General features: G+C 63.2%; 19 protein-coding genes. 10 read left to right on the top strand and 9 right to left on the bottom strand.

What is annotated here, in order from left to right:
• Nucleotides 1–86: 86 nt before the first annotated feature.
• The 5 genes from mtgA to mpl form a co-directional block, all read right to left on the bottom strand.
• Nucleotides 87–809, bottom strand: a complete 723-nt coding sequence (mtgA, locus tag P0D96_RS36760; protein WP_408256464.1) for a monofunctional biosynthetic peptidoglycan transglycosylase — start codon at nt 807–809, stop codon at nt 87–89.
• A gap of 50 nt (nt 810–859) precedes the next feature.
• Entirely contained in the window at nt 860–1723 is an 864-nt protein-coding gene (gene aroE, locus P0D96_RS36755; RefSeq protein WP_408318558.1) for a shikimate dehydrogenase, read from the bottom strand.
• On the bottom strand, nt 1720–3837 hold the full coding sequence (locus P0D96_RS36750; protein WP_408318556.1) for a ribonuclease catalytic domain-containing protein: 2118 nt from the start codon (nt 3835–3837) through the stop codon (nt 1720–1722). Before P0D96_RS36750 ends, aroE begins: the two co-directional genes overlap by 4 nt.
• A gap of 186 nt (nt 3838–4023) precedes the next feature.
• Nucleotides 4024–4626: a YqiA/YcfP family alpha/beta fold hydrolase gene (locus P0D96_RS36745; RefSeq protein WP_408180875.1), complete on the bottom strand. Its 603-nt coding sequence runs from the start codon at nt 4624–4626 to the stop codon at nt 4024–4026.
• The gene (gene mpl, locus P0D96_RS36740; RefSeq protein WP_408318553.1) at nt 4623–6017 is read right to left on the bottom strand and encodes a UDP-N-acetylmuramate:L-alanyl-gamma-D-glutamyl-meso-diaminopimelate ligase; all 1395 of its coding nucleotides are present in this window, start codon (nt 6015–6017) and stop codon (nt 4623–4625) included. The genes P0D96_RS36745 and mpl overlap by 4 nt, the downstream gene beginning before the upstream one ends.
• Before the next feature lie 277 nt (nt 6018–6294).
• Between mpl and P0D96_RS36735 the strand changes: the two genes are divergently transcribed.
• The 10 genes from P0D96_RS36735 (at nt 6295) to P0D96_RS36690 (ending at nt 14529) form a co-directional block, all read left to right on the top strand.
• The gene (locus tag P0D96_RS36735; RefSeq protein ID WP_408318552.1) at nt 6295–6948 is read left to right on the top strand and encodes a UDP-N-acetylmuramate--alanine ligase; all 654 of its coding nucleotides are present in this window, start codon (nt 6295–6297) and stop codon (nt 6946–6948) included.
• A gap of 10 nt (nt 6949–6958) precedes the next feature.
• Nucleotides 6959–7510 carry a TlpA family protein disulfide reductase gene (locus P0D96_RS36730; protein ID WP_408318550.1) on the top strand — a complete coding sequence of 184 codons (552 nt, stop codon included), beginning with the start codon at nt 6959–6961 and terminating at the stop codon, nt 7508–7510.
• Between the two features lie 194 nt (nt 7511–7704).
• A complete protein-coding gene (aroQ, locus tag P0D96_RS36725; RefSeq protein ID WP_132373004.1) occupies nt 7705–8160 on the top strand; it encodes a type II 3-dehydroquinate dehydratase in 456 nt (151 codons plus the stop codon).
• A 68-nt stretch (nt 8161–8228) separates the two neighbouring features.
• Entirely contained in the window at nt 8229–8699 is a 471-nt protein-coding gene (accB, locus tag P0D96_RS36720; protein ID WP_408180872.1) for an acetyl-CoA carboxylase biotin carboxyl carrier protein, read from the top strand.
• A 117-nt stretch (nt 8700–8816) separates the two neighbouring features.
• Nucleotides 8817–10184 (top strand): acetyl-CoA carboxylase biotin carboxylase subunit, encoded by a 1368-nt coding sequence (gene accC, locus P0D96_RS36715; RefSeq protein ID WP_012434380.1) that lies wholly within the window; start codon nt 8817–8819, stop codon nt 10182–10184.
• Nucleotides 10185–10187: 3 nt separating this feature from the next.
• Entirely contained in the window at nt 10188–11090 is a 903-nt protein-coding gene (prmA, locus tag P0D96_RS36710) for a 50S ribosomal protein L11 methyltransferase (RefSeq protein ID WP_408290469.1), read from the top strand.
• Nucleotides 11091–11138: 48 nt separating this feature from the next.
• Nucleotides 11139–12419 (top strand): zinc-ribbon and DUF3426 domain-containing protein, encoded by a 1281-nt coding sequence (locus tag P0D96_RS36705; protein ID WP_408290467.1) that lies wholly within the window; start codon nt 11139–11141, stop codon nt 12417–12419.
• Between the two features lie 73 nt (nt 12420–12492).
• On the top strand, nt 12493–12993 hold the full coding sequence (gene tpx / locus P0D96_RS36700) for a thiol peroxidase (protein WP_408180869.1): 501 nt from the start codon (nt 12493–12495) through the stop codon (nt 12991–12993).
• 94 nt (nt 12994–13087) lie between these two features.
• Entirely contained in the window at nt 13088–14026 is a 939-nt protein-coding gene (locus P0D96_RS36695; RefSeq protein ID WP_408318548.1) for a carbohydrate kinase family protein, read from the top strand.
• 26 nt (nt 14027–14052) lie between these two features.
• Nucleotides 14053–14529 carry an outer membrane lipoprotein gene (locus P0D96_RS36690; protein WP_408180868.1) on the top strand — a complete coding sequence of 159 codons (477 nt, stop codon included), beginning with the start codon at nt 14053–14055 and terminating at the stop codon, nt 14527–14529.
• Nucleotides 14530–14765: 236 nt separating this feature from the next.
• Here the strand turns inward: P0D96_RS36690 and P0D96_RS36685 are convergent, their stop codons facing one another.
• From P0D96_RS36685 to P0D96_RS36670, 4 genes are all read right to left on the bottom strand, one after another.
• A complete protein-coding gene (locus P0D96_RS36685) occupies nt 14766–15383 on the bottom strand; it encodes a histone H1-like DNA-binding protein (RefSeq protein ID WP_132372988.1) in 618 nt (205 codons plus the stop codon).
• A 30-nt stretch (nt 15384–15413) separates the two neighbouring features.
• Entirely contained in the window at nt 15414–15740 is a 327-nt protein-coding gene (locus P0D96_RS36680) for a hypothetical protein (protein ID WP_132372986.1), read from the bottom strand.
• 86 nt (nt 15741–15826) lie between these two features.
• Nucleotides 15827–17062 carry a ribonucleotide-diphosphate reductase subunit beta gene (locus P0D96_RS36675; RefSeq protein ID WP_132372984.1) on the bottom strand — a complete coding sequence of 412 codons (1236 nt, stop codon included), beginning with the start codon at nt 17060–17062 and terminating at the stop codon, nt 15827–15829.
• Nucleotides 17063–17753: 691 nt separating this feature from the next.
• Nucleotides 17754–20750 (bottom strand): ribonucleoside-diphosphate reductase subunit alpha, encoded by a 2997-nt coding sequence (locus tag P0D96_RS36670; protein WP_408318546.1) that lies wholly within the window; start codon nt 20748–20750, stop codon nt 17754–17756.
• Nucleotides 20751–21032: the final 282 nt, after the last annotated feature.

Raw genomic sequence — 21032 nt, 5'->3', positions numbered from 1 at the left:
GACGCTAATAGACCGACATGAACTCAAGGAAAGGCCAACGCCATAAAAAAAACACAGACCCAGCGCCGAGCACGCAAAGACCCCCATCAATCAGGCAACTCAGCCGCCCCCATCCTCCTGGCAATAACCCGCGAGCGCTGAGCCAAATACTGCGACCCTCGATGCTCATCAAAATACTTAGGCTGCGGCAGCATAACGGCCAATCGAGCCGACTGCGCAGCAGTCAACTTACTCGCCGAAGTCTTGTAGTAATAATGAGCCGCCGCTTCAGCCCCATAAACCCCATTCCCCCACTCAACGGAGTTGAGATAAATCTCAAAGATCCGCTCCTTATCCATCAAGGTCTCGAGCATCCAGGTAATGATGAGCTCCTGCCCCTTCCGGATATAGCTTTTCTCCCGAGACAAAAACAGATTCCGCGCCAACTGCTGAGTAATGGTCGACCCACCGCGAACAATCTTGCCCTTAGCCTTATTTCGCTCCCAGGCCTGCAAAATAGCGTCGGTCTCATACCCATTGTTGTTAACAAAATTCGCATCCTCAGAAGCAATAATCGCCCGCTTCAGATTGCGCGAAATCTGGTCATACGACACCCACGTATGCTGCACCGAAAGATCCGGCCGATCCTGCGACAACCGCCACGCGTCCGACCGCATAAACGCTGTACTGCGCGGATTGACGTAATTCCAAACTGCGATCTGCGCGAAGTAAAACGCCTGCGTCGCGAGCCACGCAATCGCCACCACGGCGCACAGATAGAACACCCATCGCACCGGACCTGGCCGGCTCACGCGCCGCGTTGCTGTCATCGTGCTCTCAATCCTCGTGCGGGAATGTGCCTTAACCTGATACGCCAGCGTTAAGCGTGCGACGGCGCCGTCAACAGCGCACGCAATTCGGCCAGCACCGGCGCACCGTCAGGCCGCACGCCGCGCCACACGAAAAACGATTCGGCCGCCTGCTCGACCAGCATCCCGAGTCCATCGGCGCCGCGCGCGCCCAGCTTCCGCGCATGCTCCATGAACACGGTCGGATGCGCGCCGTACATCATGTCGTAGGCGAGTGTGCCGTTACCGAACGCGCGGTCGTCGCACTCGGGCAGCGACGCATCGAGACTTCCCGCCGTCGCGTTGACGATCACGTCGTAAGCGCCCGCTTCGATCGCCCGCGCGCTGCCGCCGCTCAGATGACATGCCGCATCACGCGCGGCCTGCGCGAACTGGCCGACCAGCGCCTCGGCTTTCTCCGCCGTGCGATTGACGATGGTCACCGTATGCGGCGCGCGGCCCAGCATTGGCAGCACCACGCCGCGCGCGGCGCCGCCTGCGCCCAGCAACAGAATGCGTGCTCCCTTCAACGACACGCCGAGATTCACCTCGATGTCGCGCACGAGACCGAAACCATCGGTGTTGTCGCCATAGATACCATTTGCGTCGATGCGCAACGTGTTCACCGCCCCCGCCGCCGCCGCGCGCGGCGACAAAGTGTCAGCAAAGGCATGCGCGTCGAGTTTGAACGGCACGGTCACGTTCAGCCCGCGCCCGCCTGCGTCGATGAAGGCCCGCACGTGCGGCACGAACGCATCCACCGGCGCGAGCAGGTGGCCATATTCCACAGGCTCGCCGGTCTGCGCGGCAAACCGTCCATGAATGAACGGCGACTTGCTATGACCGACCGGGTTGCCGATGACCGCATAGCGGTCGCGTGAATCCTGAGTGCTCATCGTCCCGGCTCCGCAATGTGCTGATGGGTGGCGGCACCGTCCGCGCCATCGCTGCTTTCGGCGTCGTCCTTCACAGCAGCCGCGTCGTCGCCGTCGAGTTCGGCTTCGGCCTGCGCCTCGGCTTCGCCTTCGGCGCTCTCGTCCGGGGCGTCGATGATTTCCTCTTCGCCCTCGTCCGCTTCTTCAGCCTCGCTGCCGCTCGTCACGGTGGGCGCGTCGAGCACATGCAGAAGACGCACGGAGGCTTCCACGGTCAACTCATCGATTGACATCACTTCCATCTGCAAACGCGTGCCGCGCGCGTGCACGCCGAGGCCCGGCACATGCAGCAGCAGCGGAATCTCTTCCAGGCGCACCAGATCGCCCTTCACCACCGACGCCACCACCTGCTTCCTGTTCTCCTGCTTCAGCCAGCGCAGGCACCAGAAGTACTCCATGCGACGCTGATGATCGGCGTACGCGGTGTACGTGTCGTCGAAACCTTGCACGACGGCGAACAGATCGGCATCTTTCGGCTTGAACGGCGCGGCCAGTTTCGCGGTCACGCCATGCTGCACGCAGGCGATCAACTGCCACTGGTTCACCAGGTCGACGTAACGGCGCAGCGGCGACGTACTCCACGCGTACTGCGTGACACCGAGGCCTTCGTGCGGCGCGGCGTTGGTCTGCATGCGCGTGCGCTTGGGACCAGTCGGCGCGCCAAAAGCGCGCTGCGTGCGGTAGATGCCCGGCACACCGTGGTCGTGCAGGAACGCGCCCCACGACGAGTTCGCGAGAATCGCCAGTTCGGCGACGATCGTATCGAGCGGCGAACCGCGCCGGCGCGGCGTGATCGTGATGTGCTCGCCTTCCACGTAGAAGTTGAAGTCGGTGTTGCGCTGCACTTCGCGACGCAGGCCGTAACCGGCGCGCGCGGCCTGGCGCTTTTCGAACAGCGCCTGCGCGAACGGCCACAGCACGGCGATGTCGTCCTTGTGCGGATAGTCGCCGCTGCCGGCGGCGAGCGCCTCTTCGGTGACGAGTTCGTCGAGCGTGTTGTGGCGCAGGTTGTTCTTCACGAACACGCGCTCGGCGCGCGTTTCGCTCGCGACGATCTCCTGCGTCTCGCGATTGACGATCACATACAGCGAGAGCGCCGGACGCAAGCCGCCTTCGGCCAGCGTGAACGCTTCGACGACGCTGTCGGGCAGCATGGTGATCTTGTCGCCTGGCATGTACACGGTCGACAAACGCGTGCGCGCGATCGCATCGACCTCGTCGCCACGCTGAATGCCGAGCGCCGGCGCGGCGATATGCACGCCGATCCGCACGCGGCCGTCCGCCAGGTGCTCGACGGAGAAAGCATCGTCGATTTCAGTGGTGGTGATGTCGTCGATCGAGAACGCCTGCACGTCCGCTTCCGGCAGATCTTCCGGCAAGGTGCCGACGGTAACCGGCGGAAAGCCGGTGCCATGCGGGAAGAACTCGGAGAGGAATTTCGCTTCGTGCAACGCGCGCGCCGACGGAATGGCGCCGTTTTCCAGCATCAGACGCGCCTGCGAAATACCGCGCGCCGCCGCGGCGCCTTCTAGCGCCTTGTACTCGATCGTGTTCTTGTCCGGCTTGGTCAACAGCCCCAGCGCCTTGCTGCCCGTGAAGGCTTCCGGCAGACGGCCGGCTTTCAATTCATCTTCGTAGCCGGCCTGCACCAACGCCTGCTGCCGCTTGCGCTCGAGCCCGGCGAGCGCCATCTTCAGTTGCTCCTGCGGCGCGCGTTGGTACATGCCGCGGCCCTTGCGGCGGAAGTACACCGGCGAGCCATGCATGCGCAGCACCAGCGCGGCGCGCTCGATCGACCCGAAGCGGTCGCCGAAATACTCTGCGCCGAGCGTGGCGAACGGGAATTCGTCGTCAGGCGCGCATTCCCACAGGAAGTCCAGATCGATCTCCTGCGCGGCGGCGTCGGCTTGCTGCATCAGCTCGGCCGCACTCGGCTTTTCGAATTCGATCAGCACATCTTTCGCGCGCACCTTGGCGCGCCGGCCGCCCGGCAACTCGACCTGGAAAGCATCGCCTTGGCGCGACAGCACGCTGCCCGCCTTGAAACTGCCCGATTCCTCGAAGAAAACGTTCACTCAATACTCTCGTTCTGTCTTGCATCTGCCGGCGCGCCCGATCCTGCTTTGCGATCGGTCACTGCGTGCGCGGCACGGCAACGTGTTCGTGGTAGTGGATCCGCGGCGCGATACGCGCGCGCCGGCGGCATGAATCATGATGCGCGGCAATCGCCCCGCTGCTGGAACGCCCGGCTTGGCGCGACTTTACGCGGCTTCGCGCGGCGCCGGCGGCTCGACGTCTTCCGCGTCGCAGAAGGCCAGCACGTCGTCGACGTATTGCGCGAACTCGCTGATCGCGTGGTCACTCCCTTCGATCAGCGTAGTGCGTGCGCCGGGATAGTGCGCGAGCATTTCGCGGTAGTCGAGCACTTCGTCGCCGGTGGCGGCCATCAAATAATAGCGTTCGGGCCGCGTGATCGACGCGACGCCGAGCGCGCGCAACTCATCCAGATGATGCGGCTCGACGACGATGCTGCCGCCGCCGTGCCACAACGGCTGCTCGCCGAGATAAGCGCTCAGATCGCGCTGCGGCACGACCGCCGGATTCAGCAGCACCGCCGGCCAGCAGTGCTTCTCCGCCAGATAGGTGGCGAAATAGCCGCCGAGCGAACTACCGATCAGCGTGACGGTTTGCGGCTGGGCGGCGGCCACCAGCGATTCGGCGAGCGCCACGGTCTCGAACGGCGAAACCGGCAACATTGGGCAGCACCATTCGTCGCTACGGCCGAGTTCGACGAGCCGCGCCGCCAGCACGCGCGCCTTGAACGAATTGGGTGACGAGCGGAAACCGTGCAGATAAAGGATCACGAAGCGCCTCGCGCGGAAAGGGCGTCGAGCAGTTTCTGATGCACGCCGCCGAAGCCGCCGTTGCTCATCACCAGAATCTGATCGCCGGGGCGCGCTGCGTGGACTACTGCTTTGACCAGCGCGTCGAGATTGTCGAAAGCCCGCGCTTTGCCGCCGAGCGGCGCGAGCGCCTCGCCGAGATTCCAGCCGAGCGCGTCGCGGCCGGCCGGCGCGCCGTAGCCGAACACCAGATCGGCGTTGGCGAGACTGCCCGGCAATTGCGCCTTCATCACGCCGAGCTTCATGGTGTTCGAGCGCGGTTCCAGCACGGCGAGAATCCGCGTGTTGTCACGGCCCACACGGGCGCGCAGCCCGGCCACGGTCGTGCCGATAGCGGTCGGATGGTGCGCGAAGTCGTCGTAGACGGTCACGCCGTCGACGCTGCCGCGCACTTCCATGCGCCGCTTGACGTTGCGAAAGCTCGCCAGCGAGCGGGCGGCCTGCGCCGGCGGCACGCCGACATGGCGCGCGGCGGCGATCGCGGCCAGCGCGTTCATGCGGTTGTGCTCGCCTTGCACCTGCCACTCGACCACCCCGACACGCTCACTGTTGTGATAGACGGCGAAACGCTCGTCGACCGGCACGCCGTCTTCCGCCGGCAAGGTTTCCCAGCCGCCCTGCACGCCGAAACGCTCCACTTCGCTCCAGCAACCGCGCGTCAGCACGCGTTCGAGCGCGTTTTCGCGGCCGTTCGTGACCACGCGGCCGATGCCCGGCACGGTGCGGATCAGATGATGGAACTGCGTTTCGATCGCGGCCAGATCCGGGAAAATGTCGGCGTGATCGAATTCGAGGTTGTTCAGCACCGCGGTCTTGGGACGGTAATGGACGAACTTCGAGCGCTTGTCGAAGAAGGCCGTGTCGTACTCGTCGGCTTCGATCACGAAGAAGCTGGAATCGGTCAGCCGCGCGGACACGCCGAAATTCAGCGGCACGCCGCCGATCAGGAAGCCCGGATTGAGGCCGGCATCTTCGAGCAGCCAGGTCAGCATCGAGCTGGTGGTCGTTTTGCCGTGCGTGCCGGCCACCGCCAGCACCCATTTGCCGTTCAGCACATGCTCGCCGAGCCATTGCGGGCCGGAGGTATACGGCAGGCCGCGGTCGAGAATGGCTTCCATCAGCGGGTTGCCGCGCGAGACCACGTTGCCGATCACGAACAGATCCGCGTTCAGGCCGTTCAACTGGTCCGCGTCGTAACCTTCTATCAGACCAATGCCTTGCGCCTCGAGCTGCGTGCTCATGGGCGGATAGACGCCGGCGTCGCAACCCGTCACGGTGTGGCCCGCGCCGCGCGCGAGGACCGCGAGACCGCCCATGAACGTGCCGCAGATACCGAGGATGTGGATGTGCATAAGCCTGTCGTGCCGCGCGGGCGTTTTTCCTGGAAGGGCCCCCTAACCTGTCGCCTCGCGCCAGGCCCCCTGAGGGGGCAAGAAAACGGGGCGCGGCCCGGCGCTTTCCTGAGAGGGATGGGAGCGCAGAAGAGCGGCCGAAACGACCGTCTGCAAAGGACGCTATTGTAACCGACGCCTTTCGATCACCCTATGCGCGCTCGCCTGCGCCGTCTCGTCCGGCGCGCGGTGCGACCCGCCAGGAAAGGCCGTCACCAATCTCTAGTATGATCGAGGGATGGTCCGCAAATCTCATTTCGATCCGCAGCGCGTGCGCGAGGAAATCGCCATCGCGGCTGCCCGCATGATCGCCGAAGACGGTCTGGATTACGCCACGGCGAAGCGCAAAGCCGCCCGGCTAGTGGTCGGCGAGAGCCGTGTTGCCGGCGAATGGCTGCCGGATAACGACCAGATCGAAGAAGAAATCCGCGAATATCAGTCGCTGTTCCAGGGCGACAGCCAGCCTGTGTTGCTGCGGCGGCTGCGCCGCATCGCGGTCGAATGGATGGGGCGGCTCGCGCCGTTCAATCCTTATCTGACCGGTGCGGTGCTCGGCGGCACCGCCGGCGAACACTCGGATATCCACCTTCAGGTGTTCTGCGACAACCCGAAGGAAGTCGCCATCTACTTTCTGAACGCCAACATTCAGTACGACGTCTCGGAAACGCGGCATTTCGCCGGCCGCGGCTATGTCGAAACGCTCAGCTTTCTGTGGCGCCCCACGAACGAAGGGCGCGAGGCTGAACCGGTCGGCCTGCACGTGGCGCTCTACGAAACCGACGATCTGCGTGGCGCAGTGCGCGCCGACGCGCGCGGGCGCACGGCACGCGCGAATTTGCAGGCCGTTCAGACGCTACTCGACGGCAGCGACGTCGCTCCTTCAACCAACTAGACTGACCAAGATGAATACGAGACGGATTCTGGCGGGCGTCCTTGTCGCCGCTGTCGCCGCGGGCGGCGGCGTTCTGGCGAACCACTTGCTGAACGGCGGCGTCGAAGAAGTCGCGCATGCCGCGCAACCGGCCTCTCCGCAAAACGCGGTCGCGCAACTCTGGACCGCGCCGGTGACGACAGTCGACGGCAAGCCGCAAACGCTAAGTTTGCTTAAAGGCCACCCAATCGTCGTCAACTTCTGGGCCTCGTGGTGCGGCCCTTGCGTCGAAGAAATGCCCGCGCTGTCGCAACTTCAGCGCGATTACGCGAAAAAAGGCATACAGTTCGTCGGACTTGGCGTGGATTCGGAAAAAAACGTTCAGGTGTTCCTGCAGAAAGTGAAAGTGGCGTACCCGGTCTACGTGACCGGCTTCGGCGGCGCAGACCTCGCGCGCGCCTTCGGCAATACTGCGGGCGGGCTGCCGTTTACCGTCGTAATTGACGCAAAAGGCAACATTCGCTCGACAAAATTAGGACAAATCGACCCGCAGGCGCTGAAACAGACGCTCGACGCCCTTTAAATTTCACATTCTTTTGGCGCTCGATTACCCGCGGAAGGCGCGAAAATAGGCGTAAATCGGACGGATTTGAGAGAAGATGGGCGCCCGGCGCAGCGGCGAAACTCCGCCACCATCGATCCGTACGCGCGCGAAACTAGACAAGTTTCTCTAATCAGCGCTAAAGTGCGCCCAATTCCACGGAAAAAGAAGCGACCATGACGCGACTGCTGGTACTGCACGGACCCAACCTCAACCTTCTCGGCACCCGGGAACCCGAGGTCTACGGTCACGTGACCTTGCCGCAGATCGATCAGGCGCTGGCGGACCGCGCAGCGGACGCAGGCGTCGAACTCGCGTCGTTCCAGAGCAATCATGAAGGCGCTCTGGTGGACCGCATCCAATCCGCCCGGACTGAAAAAACCGATTTCATACTGATCAATCCCGCCGCGTACACGCACACCAGCGTGGCCATTCGGGACGCACTGGCGGGGGTCGGCATCCCGTTCGTCGAGATTCATCTGTCGAACGTGCATCGTCGCGAACCGTTCCGGCATCACTCGTATTTCTCCGACCAGGCTGAGGGCGTGATTTGCGGTCTCGGCTGGAAGGGATATCTGTACGCGCTCGAATTCGCGCTCGACCGGCTGTCCGCCGGCTCGTCGCGCGGCTGATTCCAAACACGTCTAATTTGCGCCGGCTGCGTACGCGCCGGCACTTTACGCATTAAAGGGGCTGCCTGATGGACCTACGTAAACTGAAAACTCTGATCGACCTCGTCTCGGAGTCCGGCATTTCCGAACTCGAAGTGACCGAGGGCGAAGGCAAGGTCCGCATCGTCAAGAATGCGCCGCCGGTTTACGTGCAACCGTCCGCGTCGTACGCGCCGCAATACGCGCAGCCGGCACCGGCACTCGGTGGCGAAGCGCCGGCGGCTGCAGCAGCCGCACCGGCTACGCCGGCTGCCGCCGCGCCGCAAGGCCATGTGGTGACCTCGCCGATGGTCGGCACCTTCTACCGCGCGCCGTCCCCGGGCGCCGATCCGTTCGTCCAGGTGGGCGACACGGTCAAGGAAGGCCAGACGATCTGCATCATCGAAGCGATGAAGCTGCTCAACGAAATCGAGTCGGACAAGTCCGGCGTGGTGAAGGAAATCCTCGTCGAAAACGGTCAGGCGGTCGAGTACGGCCAACCGCTGTTCGTGGTCGGCTGACGCGGCACGCTTTGCGCATGCCGCCCGCGCGCCGTTGCTCCCAGGCGCGCGACCGATCCTCTGAGGCAGCCGGCGTTGTGATCAACCCGGCGCCCATTGATGAGTCGAAAACCCGCTATGTTTGAAAAAATCCTCATTGCCAATCGCGGCGAGATCGCGCTTCGTATCCAGCGCGCCTGCCGCGAACTCGGCGTCAAGACGGTCGTCGTTTATTCCGAAGCCGACAAGGAAGCCAAGTACGTGAAGCTCGCCGACGAGGCCGTCTGTATCGGCCCGGCGCCTTCGAATCTGAGCTACCTGAACATGCCCGCGCTGATCAGCGCGGCGGAAGTCACCGACGCCGAAGCGATTCACCCCGGCTACGGCTTCCTCTCGGAAAACGCCGACTTCGCCGAACGTGTCGAACAGTCCGGCTTCACCTTCATCGGCCCGCGCCCGGAAACGATCCGGATGATGGGCGACAAGGTCACGGCCAAGCAAACCATGATCAAGACCGGCGTGCCTTGCGTGCCGGGTTCGGAAGGCGCGTTGCCGGAAGATCCGAAAGAGATCGTGAAGATTGCCCGCCAGGTCGGCTATCCGGTCATCATCAAGGCCGCCGGCGGCGGCGGTGGCCGCGGGATGCGTGTGGTCCACACGGAAGCGGCGCTGGTCAACGCGGTCAACATGACGCGCGAAGAAGCCGGCCGTGCGTTCGGCAACCCGCAGGTCTACATGGAGAAATTCCTGGAGAACCCGCGGCACATCGAAATTCAGGTGCTGGCCGATTCGTTCAAGAACGCCGTCTGGCTGGGCGAGCGTGATTGCTCGATGCAGCGCCGTCACCAGAAAGTGATCGAAGAAGCGCCGGCGCCGGGTATCGCGCGCCGCCTGATCGACCGCATCGGCGATCGTTGCGCGGACGCCTGCAAGAAGATGGGCTATCTCGGCGCGGGCACCTTCGAGTTCCTCTACGAAAACGGCGAGTTCTACTTCATCGAAATGAACACGCGCGTACAGGTCGAGCATCCGGTGACGGAGCTGATCACGGGCGTCGACATCGTGCAGGAACAGATCCGCATTGCGGCCGGCGAAAAGCTCGCCTTCCGTCAGCGCGACATCGTGTTCAAGGGTCACGCGATCGAATGCCGGATCAACGCGGAAGATCCGTTCAAGTTCATTCCGTCGCCGGGACGCCTGACGTCGTGGCACATGCCGGGCGGCCCCGGCATCCGCGTCGACTCGCATGCCTACAATGGCTATTTCGTGCCGCCGAACTATGATTCGATGATCGGCAAGCTGATCGCTTACGGCGCGACGCGTGAACAGGCGATCAAGCGCATGCGCATTGCGTTGTCGGAGATGGTGGTGGAAGGCATTCAGACCAACATCCCGCTGCACCGCGAGCTGATGCTGGACGCGAAATTCGTCGAAGGCGGCACCAGCATTCACTACCTCGAAAACCGCCTGGCCGCGAAGCTGCAGGCCGCGCCGGAAGAAGCGTAACTCATGAGCTACCGGGAACTGATCGCCGAGCTGGCACGCGAGCACGCGGAGGAATTCTCCGACGCGCTGCTCGAGTTGGGCGCGTTGTCCGTGTCGGTCGAAGATGCGGACGCCGACACGCCCGACGAGCAGCCGCTGTTCGGCGAGCCCGGTCTCACGCCGGATCGCACGGCGTGGCAGCGTTCGCGCGTGATCGCGCTGCTCGCGCCGGAACACGAGCCGGCGGTGTTGCTCACCGCCGCAGCCAACGAAATCGGGTTGGCGGCGGCGCCGTCGTTCACCGTGCGTGAAGTCGAAGATCAGGATTGGGTGCGGCTCACGCAGTCGCAGTTCGATCCGATCAAGATCGGCGAGCGCATCTGGGTCGTGCCGTCGTGGCACGACGCGCCGGACCCCGAAGCACTGGTGCTGGAACTGGATCCGGGGCTCGCCTTCGGCACCGGCAGCCATCCCACTACGCGGCTTTGCATGGAATGGCTGGAGCAGTCGGTCGAACCCGAGCAATCGGTTCTCGACTACGGCTGCGGCTCCGGCATTCTCGCGATCCTCGCGACAAAGTGCGGCGCGAATCCCGTGTACGGCATCGACATCGATCCGCAAGCGGTCGAATCGGCGCGGCACAACAGCGAGCGCAATCGTGCGGAAGTCACGTACGGTTTGCCCGACGAATGCCCTACCGGCGAGTTCGATATCGTGGTCGCCAATATCCTGTCCAACCCGCTCAAGCTGATGGCTTCGATGCTCTCGTCGAAGGTCAAACCGGGTGGCAAGATCGCGCTGTCCGGCATTCTGGCGCGGCAAGCGGACGAGGTCGCGCAGGTCTACTCACGGTGGATCGACATCAGCGTATGGCGCGAACACGAAGGTTGGGTATGTCTGGCGGGAACGCGTCGCGAAAGCCATTAGAATAAGGCGTATTGTCCAACCAACGGCCTTCCGGCTTATCGGCTCAATATGCTCCTGGCAACACGTTGCCCCTTCTGCGAAACCGTCTTCCGCCTGCAAACGGAACAACTTGCGCTGCGCCGCGGCCTGGTGCGCTGCGGGCATTGCCAGGAAGTATTCGACGCGTCGAGCAGCCTGTTCGACATCAGCGAAGGCGGTGACTTCTCGACCGCCAAACCGGTTGCCGCAGCCGCGGCGATCGAAGCGCTTTCGGGCGTGCGTCCCAAGGGCCCCGACTTCAGCGCCGAAGCATGGGATCCGTGGGCGCCGTCACCCGACGCCGCCATCGACAACCGTCTGCGTCACAACGCCAGCAATGTGCCGCTCTCACCGGTTTCCACCGGCGCAGGCGTCGCGGTCACACCGCGCCACGCTACGGAACCCGAACTCCCGCCCGGCGCATCCACCGCACCGCTTCCGCCCGACGACGAACCACTGCTCGCGGACGCGCCGCTCGACCCCTTCGCTTATCACCTCGATCCACCCGAGGAAGCAGCGCCGCGCGTCTGGCACAAGACCGAGCGCGCTTCCGACGCGCCGCTGGACGAGCCGCTCGAAGAGCCGGTTCTGGACGAGCCGGCTACCTTGTATGGCATTCCTGACAATGAGCCGCGTTTCGGTGCGGCCGGCGTAGGTGCTGCCGGCGTAGGTGCGGCTGCGGGCGCAGGCGCAGCCGGCTTTGCTGCCGCCGGCCCGGCCGCCGCCACTGGCCCGGTCTCCCCCAGCGGTGAGCCCTTCTCCGTGCAGCCCGTCAACGACGGCGCCGATCCCTTCCCCGTGGTGCGCGAAACCCGCCCGGCCGAACCGCGGCGCATGGGCTGGATCATCGCCGGCTCGGTGGTGGCGGCGCTATTGATCATCGCGCTGCTCGCGCAGCTCGCCTGGTGGCAACGCGAAACGGTGATGGTGTATTTCCCGCGCTCGCAGACGCTCTACGCGAAGGCCTGCTTGACGCTCGGCTGCCAGGTCACGCCGCCGCACGACATCGACGGTTTGCAGGTCGAGCCGTCCGATCTGCGGCAAATCGACGGCCCGCACAAGCTCGAACTGAAGATGCCGCTGCGCAACCGCTTCAATATTGCGCTCGCCTATCCGGCCATCGAACTCACGCTGCTCGACGACCAGAACAACGTCGCAGTACGCCGCGTGCTGTGGCCGCAAGACTACGTCCCGCCCGGCACGCAGATCGCGGCCGGCCTGCCCGCGCATACGACTCAGACCATGATCGTGCATCTCGACACGGGCAATGCGGTCGCTTCCAATTTCCGCGTACAGATTTTTTATCCGTAACGCATCCTCGCGCGCCTGGCGCTGACCGGGCGCGTTCACCGTCAATCCTGACGATTTTTCGGAGCACGACAACATGAGTCAAGTCACGCTGGGTGGCAACCCGATCGAAGTAGCCGGCACGTTCCCGTCGGTAGGCCAGGCCGCTCCCGCTTTCTCGCTGGTCGGCAAGGATCTGAAGACGCTGTCGCTCGCCGATTTCGCCGGCAAGCGCAAAGTGCTGAACATTGTCCCGAGCCTCGACACGCCGACTTGCGCCACCTCGACCCGCAAGTTCAACGAAGCCGCGGCCAAGCTGACCAACACGGCTGTGATCGTCGTGTCGGGCGACCTGCCGTTCGCCGCGTCGCGCTTCTGCACGACCGAAGGCATCGAGAACGTCGTCACGGCGTCCACCTTCCGCGGCCATGAGTTCGCGCAAGCCTACGGCGTCGACGTGACGAGCGGCCCGCTAACCGGCCTGACGGCACGCGCCGTGGTGGTGGTCGACGAGAACGACAAGGTCGTTCACGCTGAACTGGTCGGCGAAATCAAGAACGAACCGAACTACGACGCAGCCCTCGCCGCGCTGAAGTAACACCTTCGCGCACGAACCCGGCGCCGCGCTTCATGCGCGGCGCTGTCACGTCGTCGCGCCCATTCTCTTTATCGTTTTTACAGGAACGCTCGCCTTGGCTACGCTGATTTGCGGCTCGCTCGCCTACGACAACATCATGACCTTCGAAGGCCGGTTCCGGGAGCACATCCTGCCGGAGCAGGTCCACATCCTGAACGTCAGCTTTCTCGTGCCGACCATGCGCCGCGAGTTCGGCGGCTGCGCGGGCAACATCGCCTACTCGCTGCATCTGCTGGGCGGCGACGCGCGCATCATGGGCACGCTCGGCTCGGTCGACGCGCAGCTCTATATGGACCGGTTCAAGCAGCTCGGCCTGTCGACGGAGAGCGTGCTGGTCGTGCCGGACGCCTATACGGCGCAGGCAATGATCACCACGGATCTGGAAAACAATCAGATCACCGCGTTCCACCCGGGCGCGATGATGCAGTCGCATCTGAATCGCGCCGACGAGGCCAAGGGCATCACGCTCGGCATCGTCGGGCCAGACGGTTACGACGGCATGATCCAGCACGCCGAGCATCTGGCGGCCGCAGGCGTGCCGTTCATCTTCGATCCGGGCCAGGGCCTGCCGCTCTTCGACGGCGCGTCGCTGCGGCGCATGATTGAACTCGCTACCTATGTAGCGGTCAATGATTACGAAGCCAAACTGGTGAGCAATAAAACGGGTTGGTCGATCGAAGAGATCGCCGGCAAGGTGGAGGCGCTGATCGTCACGCTCGGCGAGCAAGGCGCGCAGATCCATCATGCGGGTGGCATCGAAGAGATTCCGGCGGTCAAGGCACAGCAAGTGCTCGATCCGACAGGTTGCGGCGACGCGTTCCGCGGCGGCTTGCTGTACGGCATCGAGAACAAGCTCGGCTGGGCCATCACCGGCCGTCTGGCGAGCCTGATGGGCGCGCTGAAGATCGAACACCAGGGCCCGCAAAACTATGCGCCCGGCCGGGCCGAGATCAACGAGCGGTTCAAGCAGGCGTTCGGGTACGACCTGCCGTAATACCGAGAGCTATTGGAGTTTAGGGAATGAGAACAACGAGTCGCCTGGTCGTGGCCGCCTTGATTGCCGGTTCGCTGGCCATGTCGGGGTGTGCGTACAACAGCAGTTCTGCGGACGTGTACACGGCGTCGCAGGCACAGCGTGAAGAAACGGTTCGCATGGGCACGGTCGACAGCGTGCGCGCAGTGAAGATCAGTTCGAACAACGGCCAGCCGAGCGGAATCGGCGCGATCGGCGGCGGCGCCTTGGGCGCGGTAGCCGGCAGCACAATAGGCGGTGGCACCGGCTCGATCATCACGGGCATCATCGGCGGTCTGGCGGGTGCGGTGGCCGGCAACTCGATCGAAAACGGCGTCGCCGTGCGCGACGGTCTCGAGGTCACCGTGCGGCTCGATAACGGCGACATGCGCGCCATCACGCAAAGCGCCACCGGCGAGATCTTCCGGGCCGGCGAGCGCGTGCGGCTACTCTCCAGCGGCGGCGTCACGCGCGTCACGCACTAAGTTTCCCCTCTCGCGCGGCGAGGCTTTCTGCCGCCGCGACGACCTCACACGCATGCCCTCCCCTGTGCATGCGTTTTTTTTCGCCTGCAAGTTTCTCGCCGGGCAAAAAAATCCCGTCGCCGGAAACCGGCAACGGGACCCTGACCGAGTAGCGCTCGCCACGCTACTCAAGCGCTACTCGATCATCGGACACATCATGCGACGTGTCGAAGTGCTTCTACCGCTTGTCGTCCAGCTTACGGACGGCTGCCCGTCGGGAACGGCCATGCCGCTGCCGGGTTCAGCGCGGTCTTCACCGTCGCCGCCGGTGCGCTCGAGACGGAAGTCGCTGCGGGTGCGGGAGCCGCCTTCTTGGCGACAGCCTTCTTCGCAGGGGCAGCCTTCTTGGCAGGAGCAGCGGCCTTCTTCGCGGCAGCCTTCTTGGCAGGCGCAGCCTTTTTAGCGGCAGCCTTTTTCGCGGGCGCAGCCTTTTTAGCAGCAGCCTTTTTCGCAGGCGCAGCCTTCTTGGCAGCAGCCTTCTTAGCCGGCGCAGCCTTCTTCGCTGCAGCCTTCTTGGCCGGTGCTGCCTTCTTTGCTGCAACCTTCTTCACAGCGGCTTTCTTAGCCGGTGCTGCCTTCTTCGCCGCAACCTTCTTCACTGCGACTTTCTTGGCTGCTACCTTCTTGGCCGGAGCAGCTTTCTTCGCTGCAGCCTTCTTGGCCGGTGCTGCCTTCTTCGCTGCAACCTTCTTCACTGCCACTTTCTTGGCAGCGACTTTCTTTGCCGGAGCAGCCTTCTTAGCCGGAGCAGCCTTCTTTGCTGCGACCTTCTTGGCTGCGGGTTTCTTAGCGGCGGCTTTTTTTGCAGTTGCCATCATTTTCTCCTTCAGGTTTTCAGATGAGAGTCAGTTCAAACTACACCCTTCGTCAAAACCCGCTTCCCGCGGACGCTTCTCAGGGCGCGCGCTACGAAGCGGGCTATTCATCGGCGTACGCAGGTGCTGCGCGCTTACGCTAATGAATGCGGTAAGGCGCGCCGTGCCAAAAGGCACCGCGCGCCAGATCTGTTCGGCGTGAAAGCTCAACGCCGGCAATTGCTTGATCGAGCCGCCGGCAATGACGCCAGCGGCTTTTTCCGGGGGGAAGTTTGCCCATCCCACTGAAGGGTTCGCAAAGTGCCTGTCATAGTTGTGGGCCGCGAAGGCACGCGGCGCACCGGGCATGCTTTGCATCAGGCGATTCTGCTCCTAACCAAAATTGCCGCGGCCCAAGCCGACGGCATCCCCATCGATGAATGCATCTGCAGCACGAACCCGGATCACTCCCAGGTCAGCGCGCCGCCAGTCTGATATTCGATCACTCGCGTCTCGAAGAAGTTGCGTTCCTTCTTCAGGTCGATCATCTCGCTCATCCACGGGAACGGGTTTTCCTCGTTCGGGTACAGCGGATCGAGACCGATCTGCTGGCAACGGCGGTTGCAGATGAAGCGCAGATAGCTCTTGAACATCGACGCATTGAGGCCGAGCACCCCGCGCGGCATCGTGTCTTCTGCGTAACGATATTCAAGTTCGACCGCTTGCTGGAAGATCTCGCGGATTTCCGCGCGGAACTCAGCCGTCCAGAGCTGCGGGTTTTCGAGTTTGATCTGGTTGATCAGGTCGATGCCGAAGTTGCAGTGCATCGACTCGTCGCGCAGGATGTACTGGTACTGTTCCGCCGCGCCGGTCATCTTGTTCTGACGACCCAGCGCCAGGATTTGGGTAAAGCCGACGTAGAAGAACAGGCCTTCCATCACACAGGCGAACACGATCAGCGAGCGCAGCAGCGTCTGGTCTGCCTCGAGCGTGCCGGTCTTGAAGGCCGGGTCGGTCAGCGTGTGGATGAACGGAATCAGGAATTCGTCTTTCGCGCGGATCGAGGAAACCTCGTGATACGCGTTGAAGATTTCGCCTTCGTCGAGGCCCAGGGACTCGACGATGTACTGGTAGGCGTGCGTGTGGATCGCCTCTTCGAACGCCTGGCGCAGCAGGAACTGGCGGCATTCGGGCGCCGTGATGTGGCGGTAGGTGCCCAGCACGATATTGTTGGCGGCGAGGGAATCGGCCGTCACGAAGAAGCCCAGGTTGCGCTTGACGATGCGGCGCTCGTCTTCGGTCAGACCGTTCGGGTCTTTCCAGAGGGCGATGTCGCGCGACATGTTCACTTCTTGCGGCATCCAGTGGTTGGCACAACCAGCCAGATACTTTTCCCAGGCCCACTTGTATTTGAACGGCACCAACTGATTGACGTCGGTCTGGCCGTTGATGATGCGCTTGTCGGCGACGTTGACCCGCGCTTCCGAAACGGCAGCCGTTCCAGCAGCAGCGTTGGTCACATGAGCGACGGGAGCGACAGCAATGTCGTTCGCGAAGACGTCTTGAGCCGAGGGAGCATGAGGAGCGGAACGCGTTCCGACTTGCGAACCGACAGCCGATCCCGCAGCGTTGCGCAACACATTCTGTTGCGTAGCGCTCGAGGGAGTTACGGCAGTGATCTCGTCATCCCAGTTGAGCATAAATGTCACCATCAATTTAGAACGGTTTGTACCATCTTTTCACGAGCGATAAAAGAGTTCGCTGATGAAAAATCCTGTTTTCGATTCGCGTTGCTACGTTCATACAACACTTTGTTCAACAGAGTGTGTGCATCACCTCATGTGAAGCGTGTTGAACGTGTGTCGTCGAAGTGCTTCGCGAGCTCGAAGAGCAACGTGTCGATGCGACGTTTCGCTGCTCTATCTATCTGTATTGCGGAGCGTGCTTGTAGCGTCTTGCGACTGCTGACTGCTGCCTCGCGTTGCTCGTCGCGGTGGTCCGCGCTTGCCCTGCGTGCCTCGCGTTTGCCTGTTCGTCAGTGCTGGCGAGGTGAAGTTCAATGCAATGTCGAGCGATGCATCGGGCCGGCTGCGTTGATCGACCCATCGATCGAAGCGTTTGCTGCGCGCACTGTGTCGCGCGCTTCGTCTGGTGCTGCCGACTGCTGACTGCTGATTGACCGCGTCACGATGACCGCGTTACGGCTTCAGTGACCTGCCCTGCTTCGCTGCGTTGCGATGAACGGCGCGCTTCGTATTCCACTCGCCGCGCCGCTCATCGACTTCACTTCTACTTCACTTCCTTCGCTTCGCTGCTCGCTGCATGCGGGTCATTACCTACGACCCGTCAGCAAGCAGCGATCCTGCTGCCTGCCGCGCACTTGCCAACTACTTACTGGCAAGCCTCGCACTCGTCGAAGCCTGGATCGCCCGGACGCATCATGCACACCGGACCATCCGCTTCCGGCGCTGCTTCAACCGCGACTGCCGGAGCGGCCGCCGCTGCCTGAATGCCACCCGAAGCCGCGCCGCCGCTCACGCCGAAGCCACCCGCCGCGCCGCCGGCAGCACCGCCCGAACCTTCGCCGCCGCCCGAGCTCACCGCGTTCAGCGCGCCGTGCGCCACCGTCGACTTCTCGACGTGGGTCGCCGCCATCGTGCGGAGGTAGTAGGTCGTCTTCAGGCCGCGCACCCATGCGAGCTTGTAGATCTCGTCGAGCTTCTTACCCGATGCGCCGCCCATGTAAATGTTCAGCGACTGCGCCTGGTCGATCCACTTCTGACGACGCGAGGCCGCTTCGACCAGCCACTTCGGATCGACTTCGAACGCGGTGGCGTAGATCGCGCGCAGGTCGGCCGGGATCCGGTCGATGCGCGAGAGCGTGCCGTCGAAGTACTTCAGGTCGGCGACCATCACTTCGTCCCACAGGCCGCGCGCCTTCAGGTCGCGCACCAGGTAGTCGTTGACCACCGTGAATTCGCCCGACAGATTCGACTTCACATACAGGTTCTGGAAGGTCGGTTCGATACAAGCCGACACGCCGATGATGTTCGAGATCGTCGCCGTCGGCGCGATCGCGACGCAGTTCGAGTTGCGCATGCCGTAAGTGGCGATGCGCGAACGCAGTTCGGTCCAGTCCATCGACTCGCTCGAATCGACTTCCACGTAACCGCCGCGCGCTTGCTCCAGCAGCTTCACCGAGTCTTTCGGCAGGATGCCGCGATCCCACAGCGAGCCGCGGTAGCTCGAGTAGCGGCCGCGTTCCTGCGCCAGTTCCGTCGACGCGTAGTAAGCGTAGTAGCAGACCGCTTCCATCGACGTGTCGGCGAACTTGACCGCTTCTTCCGACGCGTAGGGCGTGCGCAGCAGGTGCAGGCAGTCCTGGAAGCCCATGATGCCCATGCCGACCGGACGGTGCTTCAGGTTCGAGTTACGCGCCTTGGCGACCGCGTAGTAGTTGATGTCGATCACGTTGTCGAGCATGCGCATGGCCACGCTGACGGTGCGCTTCAACTTGTCGTGGTCGAGCACCAGGGTGCCGTCGGCCTGTTCCTTCAGGTGAGCGACGAGGTTCACGGAGCCCAGGTTGCAGACGGCGATTTCGGCGTCGCTGGTGTTCAGCGTGATTTCCGTGCACAGGTTCGACGAGTGGACGACGCCGACGTGCTGTTGCGGCGAGCGCACATTGCACGGATCCTTGAACGTGATCCACGGGTGGCCGGTTTCGAACAGCATGCCCAGCATCTTGCGCCACAGCTGCGCCGCCGGAATCTTCTTGAACAGCTTGATCTCGCCGCGCGCGACCTTGTCTTCGTAAGCCGTGTAAGCCGTTTCGAACTCGGCGCCGAACTTGTCGTGCAGGTCCGGGCAGGTGGACGGCGAGAACAGCGTCCAGTCGCCGCCTTCCATCACGCGCTTCATGAACAGGTCGGGAATCCAGTTCGCCGTGTTCATGTCGTGGGTACGGCGGCGGTCGTCGCCGGTGTTCTTGCGCAGCTCGAGGAATTCCTCGATGTCCAGGTGCCACGATTCCAGGTACGCGCACACCGCGCCCTTGCGCTTGCCGCCCTGGTTCACGGCGACCGCCGTGTCGTTGACGACCTTCAGGAACGGCACGACGCCTTGCGACTTGCCATTGGTGCCCTTGATGTGCGAACCGAGCGCACGCACGCGCGTCCAGTCGTTGCCGAGGCCACCGGCGAACTTCGACAGCAGCGCGTTTTCCTTCAGCGCTTCGTAGATGCCGTCGAGGTCGTCGTCCACCGTCGTCAGGTAGCACGACGACAGTTGCGAACGGCGCGTGCCCGAGTTGAACAAAGTGGGCGTGGACGACATGAAGTCGAAGCTCGACAGCACGTTGTAAAACTCGATCGCGCGCGCTTCACGGTCGATCTCGTTCAGCGACAGACCCATCGCGACACGCATAAAGAATGCCTGCGGCATTTCGATGCGCACACCGTCGTGATGCAGGAAGTAGCGGTCGTACAGCGTCTGCAGACCGAGGTAGCCGAATTGCAGGTCACGGTTGTTGTCGAGCGCGGCGCCGAGGCGCTTCAGGTCGAACTGCAGCAGCTTGTCGTCGAGCAGCTCGGCTTGCACGCCGCGCTTGATGAACTGCGGGAAGTACTCGGCGTAGCGCTCGCCCATTTCCGTTTGCGTGACTTCCTCTTCGAGGATTTCGCGGCGGATCGTGTGCAGCAGAATGCGAGCGGTGACCTGGCTGTACGCCGGGTCCTTTTCGATCATCGTGCGGGCAGCCAGGATGGCCGAGTCGTAGACCTGGCTCATCGGCACGCCGTCGTACAGATTCTTGACCGTCTCCGCGATGATCGGATCAGCGCTCACGGCGTCGCCGAGATTCGAGCAAGCGAGTTCGATGATGCCGCGCAGAGCAGCCATATCCAGCGGACGCGTGACGCCGTTGTCGGTCACGTTCAGACCCGGCGTGTTCGCCACGATCTGGTCGTCATGACCGCGGGCTTGCGTGCGCTTCTCGCGATACAGCACGTACGCACGGGCGACGTTGTGCTCGCCGCCGCGCATCAGCGCGAGTTCGACCTGATCCTGAATGTCTTCGATATGGAACGTGCCGCCGTTCGGGCGGCTGCGCACGAGGGCGCGCACCACGTTCTGCGTGAGTTGCTCGACCAGTTCGCGCACCCGCGCCGAGGCGGCGCCTTGACCACCGTTCACGGCCAGAAATGCCTTCGTCACGGCGATGGCGATTTTCGACGGTTCGAACGACACGACGCTGCCATTACGGCGGATCACCTTGTAGTCGGCGAAGGTCGCTTGCGGCGCGAGCGCTTGTGCGCCTTGTGCCTGGCCAAAGGCCTGGCCAGTCGGTGAGCCCTCGTACCGGGTCGTCACGTTGTCGGTGGTTTGCATGTGCAAAGCTCCTGGTCCTGGAAATGTTGCGGGAAAATCCGCGGATTAAAACGAACGCTGCGCCGCCGCGTGCGCAAGCGATGGGGTGCAGGAAGGGGACCGGCTGAGCCGGTTGGCGGGCTGCGACTGCGATGAAGCCTGGTTCGAATTGATAACGGTCTTCATCGTGTGTGTCGCGATCACTTGCCAAGCCCCTTTCCTGAATGCTTCTGAATGCCGCCGGTGGTCTCTCCGGCCGCGCCACAGGAATATTTTTTTCGCTGCCTGAAATGCTTGCGGCGC

Source organism: Paraburkholderia sp. RL17-347-BIC-D (assembly GCF_046027915.1).
Lineage (GTDB): Bacteria > Pseudomonadota > Gammaproteobacteria > Burkholderiales > Burkholderiaceae > Paraburkholderia.
This window is presented reverse-complemented; position numbering and strand designations above follow the sequence as displayed.

Bases quoted from the DNA above. Each gene is read 5' to 3' on its own strand.
- mtgA (WP_408256464.1), bottom strand. From the start codon at position 809: ATGACAGCAACGCGGCGCGTGAGCCGGCCAGGTCCGGTGCGATGGGTG.
- aroE (WP_408318558.1), bottom strand. From the start codon at position 1,723: ATGAGCACTCAGGATTCACGCGACCGCTATGCGGTCATCGGCAACCCG.
- mpl (WP_408318553.1), bottom strand. From the start codon at position 6,017: ATGCACATCCACATCCTCGGTATCTGCGGCACGTTCATGGGCGGTCTC.
- P0D96_RS36735 (WP_408318552.1), top strand. From the start codon at position 6,295: ATGGTCCGCAAATCTCATTTCGATCCGCAGCGCGTGCGCGAGGAAATC.
- P0D96_RS36730 (WP_408318550.1), top strand. From the start codon at position 6,959: ATGAATACGAGACGGATTCTGGCGGGCGTCCTTGTCGCCGCTGTCGCC.
- aroQ (WP_132373004.1), top strand. From the start codon at position 7,705: ATGACGCGACTGCTGGTACTGCACGGACCCAACCTCAACCTTCTCGGC.
- accB (WP_408180872.1), top strand. From the start codon at position 8,229: ATGGACCTACGTAAACTGAAAACTCTGATCGACCTCGTCTCGGAGTCC.
- accC (WP_012434380.1), top strand. From the start codon at position 8,817: ATGTTTGAAAAAATCCTCATTGCCAATCGCGGCGAGATCGCGCTTCGT.
- prmA (WP_408290469.1), top strand. From the start codon at position 10,188: ATGAGCTACCGGGAACTGATCGCCGAGCTGGCACGCGAGCACGCGGAG.
- P0D96_RS36705 (WP_408290467.1), top strand. From the start codon at position 11,139: ATGCTCCTGGCAACACGTTGCCCCTTCTGCGAAACCGTCTTCCGCCTG.
- tpx (WP_408180869.1), top strand. From the start codon at position 12,493: ATGAGTCAAGTCACGCTGGGTGGCAACCCGATCGAAGTAGCCGGCACG.
- P0D96_RS36690 (WP_408180868.1), top strand. From the start codon at position 14,053: ATGAGAACAACGAGTCGCCTGGTCGTGGCCGCCTTGATTGCCGGTTCG.
- P0D96_RS36685 (WP_132372988.1), bottom strand. From the start codon at position 15,383: ATGGCAACTGCAAAAAAAGCCGCCGCTAAGAAACCCGCAGCCAAGAAG.
- P0D96_RS36680 (WP_132372986.1), bottom strand. From the start codon at position 15,740: ATGCAAAGCATGCCCGGTGCGCCGCGTGCCTTCGCGGCCCACAACTAT.
- P0D96_RS36675 (WP_132372984.1), bottom strand. From the start codon at position 17,062: ATGCTCAACTGGGATGACGAGATCACTGCCGTAACTCCCTCGAGCGCT.
- P0D96_RS36670 (WP_408318546.1), bottom strand. From the start codon at position 20,750: ATGCAAACCACCGACAACGTGACGACCCGGTACGAGGGCTCACCGACT.